The 5,196-nt window shown below is 36.7% G+C and carries 6 protein-coding genes; all 6 read left to right on the plus strand.

Annotated elements, in window-relative coordinates; all coding sequences use genetic code 11:
- The first annotated feature begins 70 nt into the window (after positions 1-70).
- The 6 genes from OO775_RS12380 (at position 71) to OO775_RS12405 (ending at position 4,974) form a co-directional block, all read left to right on the plus strand.
- Positions 71-532, plus strand: a complete 462-nt coding sequence (locus tag OO775_RS12380; RefSeq protein WP_264847517.1) for a hypothetical protein — start codon at positions 71-73, stop codon at positions 530-532.
- 120 nt (positions 533-652) lie between these two features.
- Positions 653-1,612, plus strand: coding sequence for a DUF4300 family protein (locus OO775_RS12385; protein WP_264847518.1), 960 nt, complete (start codon positions 653-655; stop codon positions 1,610-1,612).
- Between the two features lie 36 nt (positions 1,613-1,648).
- Positions 1,649-2,713, plus strand: coding sequence for a DUF6892 domain-containing protein (locus OO775_RS12390; protein ID WP_264847520.1), 1,065 nt, complete (start codon positions 1,649-1,651; stop codon positions 2,711-2,713).
- A gap of 141 nt (positions 2,714-2,854) precedes the next feature.
- The gene (locus tag OO775_RS12395) at positions 2,855-3,448 is read left to right on the plus strand and encodes a hypothetical protein (RefSeq protein ID WP_264847521.1); all 594 of its coding nucleotides are present in this window, start codon (positions 2,855-2,857) and stop codon (positions 3,446-3,448) included.
- Between the two features lie 48 nt (positions 3,449-3,496).
- Positions 3,497-4,249: a hypothetical protein gene (locus OO775_RS12400; protein WP_264847522.1), complete on the plus strand. Its 753-nt coding sequence runs from the start codon at positions 3,497-3,499 to the stop codon at positions 4,247-4,249.
- A gap of 455 nt (positions 4,250-4,704) precedes the next feature.
- Complete coding sequence (locus OO775_RS12405) at positions 4,705-4,974, plus strand: hypothetical protein (protein ID WP_264847523.1); 270 nt, start codon at positions 4,705-4,707, stop codon at positions 4,972-4,974.
- Positions 4,975-5,196: the final 222 nt, after the last annotated feature.

A 5,196-nucleotide genomic window follows, 5' to 3' on the forward strand; every position in this document is an offset into this window, starting at 1 on the left:
AGCAATTCTTGTGTAAAAATTTGGCTTTTGAAAGAAAATTTGATATAATACGAACCAAAAACACCCCAAAATGTCAGAGAAATTAGAAAAACTGAAAGCAAAAAACGCCGAAAAGAAACTTTTAGAACGATTTCACTTTTTGGAAATACAAGAAATACAAAATGCAAACGACGAAAATGGCGAAAAATTCTTTGCTGAGTTCAGAAATTCAGGTATTTGGAATTATGAAAACCAACCTTTGGCGACTTTTCCTTTCCATAATGAAAATGGATTGATAGACAGAAACTTAGTGAAAATGCAACACCAGAAAGCACGAGTCTTTTTCATAGAAAAAATAAAGAAATTATCGGCTGATTTCGTTTGGATTGCACTCTCTGAAAATGATTTTTACTTTTTTGTAAAAGTCTCATTGTCTAGGCTTTGCAATCATTTGGATACTTGGTTTGAAAAATATTTTGATTTTGAAGTTTTTATCCCAAATCAATATGCGTTGGCTCTGCACGATGCTGAATACGAGTGGGAAGTTTTGTAGAAAAATTTAGCCAAAAAATAAAAGATGTTTATATTTGCAATCAATTGAAAATCAAAATGCAACAAGTTTTAAACTTTGCAGAAATTTTATAAAGACAATTAACATTAAAAATAATCGAAAATGAAAAGTAATAAATTGATTTACATATTGTTATCAGGATTGGTTTTGAGTTGCAATAATCCTCAATCTAAACAAAAAGAAGCCACGCCAAACGCTACCTCAAAGGCGGTTTCCAAAGAAGAACAAGCCTTTCTGACAGAAATTAAATATTCAAATTTGGTGGACAAAATCAGTCAGGAGGAAGTAAAAAAAGCACTTATTGAGGCGGGGGTTCGTCCTGAACGGCTCAACTCGTTTTTTGAAAGTGTAGAGTTGTTTAACCAAACCGTAGACGAAGCGGGAATGGTGTCACAAGGATTTCTGACTTCTAATGAATTAAAGCCTAACTACGACGAAGTAACCATAGCAACTCAGTGGCGTGCAAAATATCCAGATTTTTTGGGGTATAATTGCCGAATAACTTCTTTTAGTCTTCTTAATGATTTTGTTAAAATTGAAAATCCGCAAATAAAAAACGATCAAAATTTATTTATGGATAAAGATGCTTTGGAAAATACTCCAAAAAAAGTTTTTTCTGATAAAGAAACCGATGATTTTCTTAGTTTTTTCTCTCAAATTCCGACCGTAGAGAGCAAAGATGTATCAAAACACATCGAAATCGTGGAAAAAGACTGGCAGAAAAAAGGCATTTCGTTCGTTCATAAAGGCGACAAGTCTAAAGCATCATTAATTTCGGTTTTTATGCATTCTTTTTTTGACAAAAATGATAATAATTTGTTCATTGGACATATCGGAATACTTGTTCCTTTCAAAAATGAACTGTTATTTATTGAAAAACTCGCCTTTGAAGAGCCTTATCAGGTTACAAAGCTCAAAAATCGAGGCGAACTTAATAATCTTCTGATGAATCGTTATGACAACGAATGGGAACAACCCAATGCCAAGCCTTTTATCTTTGAAAACGACTCACTTTTAGAAGGTTATAGACCCAATCCAAATGTCAAAGAACCCAAGAATTAATTTTTTAGTTGCGTGATAATTTTATCCAAAATAACTATGAACAAAACACAACAAATTTTGGTAGAAAATCCTGCTGATTTGCACATTGATATACGCAAAAACGGACTGGAAATCAACGGTATATTTATGGAGCAAGTCATTCCAGAGAAAATTGTGGAAATGCTTGGTCAGCCCCGAGTGAGTAAGTTCTCGGGCAAACATAATAAGGAGGAATTTCACCGCGAATTGTGGATTTATGACACACTGGGATTTCATATTGAGATGCCCACGAAAGCGGAAGCAGTTCCTTATTTGGATTTTCGATTAGATGACGAGGAGGAACGCCATCATCAGGGGCAATTTCCTTTCTTTGACCTGAACCCGAAGGCTCTTTTTTCGGGCAAGATAACTATTAACAAAAAGGAATTGATAGCGAGTTTCACCGACAAACAGCTGGAAGATGCTTATATCTTTTTGGAGAAAAAAGTGGGGTCTTGGAAGCTGGATTTTCGGATAAAAGAAGCTATCAGTGAGCGTGTTAAGTTCCGTGAATACACCGATGAGGAGGTAGAAAAACGCATTGAGATACTACGCTCCGAGCCGCAGCCTTTCGAGAGCTTTTACTTTGTTTATGAACCGCCCAAACCCAAGCGAGTTTCATCAGGAAAGTACACGCTTCGCCCTTCTACGGAAAGCGATTTGCGATTTAGTAGCCTGAATTTCAAGTTGGCAATCGTCGAGGAGCTGATGTATGTGCAAAAATTGCTGACGCCTGAGTTTGATGTGTATGATTTCTGTAAGGATTACGACAAGCGAGAGATAGACCCAGAAAAATACTACGACAAAGCCATTCCCGAGGTGAAAAAGTGGTTTGAAAACCTGCCGATTCCTGCTGCGTTGGCTTCCGAGATTACCGAGTTGTACCTTGATGGAGGCAATAGCATTTACGGGCAATTGATTCCGTTTTGGGATGGCGAAGATGATTATTACGACATCAAAAAAATTACCGAAGACGACCTAAACCAGTTCCCGAACTTGAAAAAAGTAACAGGTACAGCCAATTTTTTCAGTCCGAAAGCACAAAAACTAATGGAATCTAAGTGTATCGCGTTTGATTTTTAGAGGAAAACTTTTGTAAATGGTCTTCTTTATAAAAAAAGATAGAGATTACTTTTCAGAAAAAACGCTATGAAACCACCTTATTAGTCAAATATTTGCTAAAAGGCATAACTTAGCCCTTGTTTTTTTAATGAAAATATTAAAATGAACTCCGAATTTATAAAAAAACTCCGAGAAACGCTCGGTATTCCACTTAATAAAGCCCTATCTCTTGCCAAAATGCACGGCGAAGACATCGTTCTTTGTCAAAAAGCCTTTCGTCAGGAGCAAATTCATCAAATAATGGCACAAACTGAGTGCGACCACGACCAAGCTGTCGCCTATTTACAACGATTTAACGACTCGCAGAAAGCCATCGAAGCCATTCAAAATCAAGTTTATACGCTGGCGGTGGTAAATGTCGATTATCACGAGCCGTATGGGTTTCAGCTGTGGGCGGAAACAGAAAATGGCGAGATATATAAAGGCAATCGGTATGCGGTTTTTATGCCTTTTTCGCATTTTGAGAAGTATTTACTCGCCGATTTCAAAGAATTTTTTTCTGATGAAGATGAAATGCCGTTTGATGTTACGGGAACAAACTTTTTTGACAAACTTTCTATCGAAAAAATCATCAAAAAGCTCAATGAAAAGCCCTTTGAGAAGGAAAATGAACGCCAATTTGTTCAAAATATCATTGATTGGCTTTCCGAAAAGATAAATATTGCTCCCGTTATCGTTGTTAACGGAACTTTATAATGAAATTTAATCCAAAACAAACACAAAAAGAAGTAAAATCACCAAAATATGATGTCGCCTATACTAAAACAATACATTGAAGCCGCTACGAACTTCAGAAAATCAAACGCTTCTGAGGAAAGTATTCACTATTTGTATGATATGTTGTATGATTTGGAGAAAAAAGACAAAACTTCGGAAGAGAAAAGGATTCTTGTTGATATTTATACCTTACTGGGCTTCCATCTTTCTGCTTATGAGCTGTTTAACGAGGTCGCTGACAGCAAAAATAACAAAGATATTAGCAAACTTTACACGCTGGAGAGCAAAGCCAAATCACACAAGAATACTTTTATTTTAAAAGACTTGCGGAAACTAAAAAAGAAGAAGTCCGTGCCTGAATTTTCTCTTTCGGATTTTGAACTTTCTGATGATGACAACGGCAATAAAAGCTATGTTAGCAAATCGGTTAAGGCTTTGATTTTCAATAAAGAGGTAAACAACGAAGATTTTGATATTTTTATATACAAAACTTTTGATTTTGCCCAAAATTTTGAGCGATTGAAAGCCTATTTGCACTTTCTTGCCGATGCGAAGAGCGAACTTATTGCTTTTTACAACGAAAAAATCGCTCCTTTTACCAATGTTACCGCCGATGCGAATTGGTATGCGAGTCTGGAAGTCTATGCTGCAACTGTGGGCGTGGATATTCACGGAAAATTGTTCGCTGAGATTGAAATGGGCGATATGATAGACCAAGACCACATCTTAAATATCGAATTTTCAGACAAAAATATCTCCCTTTTGGGGATAGATGGCTAAAAAATAAAGATAAAAATCGTTTTTTAATGATAAAATAACCCATTTCATGATCAGAATGCACAAAAATAATGGAGAAATACAGAAGAGTAGGAGCGGAATACAGAAAAGTAAGGGCGGAAAATGAAATTTTAGAGGCGGAATATACAAGAATGAGGGATTAAAATGAGATTTTCATGGCGGAATGGACAAGAATGGGAGCGGAATATACAATTTTCGATGCGGAATACTGAAATGTAACAGCGAAAAACATTGTAGAGACGCAATGCATTGCGTCTCTACGATCGGAATACCTTATTTTTCAAATTAAATAGCAATCTTTCTGTCTTCTTCAACCCCAAGCACCCCTATTGTAATTATCGTGTTTATTGATATATTTGCTCGGTCAATTTTTATAAAGCAAATAATGAAGAAGTTAATCGTCCTGCTGGGCGGAAACCATTTCCCAAGCACAGGTAATGGCAACAGGACTTAAAAATCAAGCCACAGAGGTTGCCAAAAGCGGAATCGATTCTGATTTTATTCAAAAATTGGAAAGCACACGCACCGATGCCATCGCCCTAAACGATGAGCAGGAACGCCTAAAAGCCGAGCTAAAATCTAAAACCGAGCAACTCGACAGCACGATGAAAGAGCTTGGAGCGATGCTCAGCGAGGCGAAGAAAGTAGTAAAACTCGCCCTACCACAAGTCGGTTGGAGAGAGTTTGGCATAGAGGATAAACGATAACTAAATCAAGGAACGATGAGGAGTCGTTCCTTTTTTTGTTTTTAAAAACTCCAACCCCAAAGGGAACGCCCCTAACCCTAAACGGAAGTATTTTTATCTTGCGCAAAATCTCCTGCAAATCTGTTTGGGGTTGTTGCAACTTGTGGAACATTTCCGATAACTTAGAGGAAGGTATATGTAAAAGGAATTAACAATTAAAAAATCATCCTCTGGTAATAATTC

Origin of the sequence: Capnocytophaga catalasegens (genome assembly GCF_026005215.1) — a bacterium.
Lineage (GTDB): Bacteria > Bacteroidota > Bacteroidia > Flavobacteriales > Flavobacteriaceae > Capnocytophaga > Capnocytophaga catalasegens.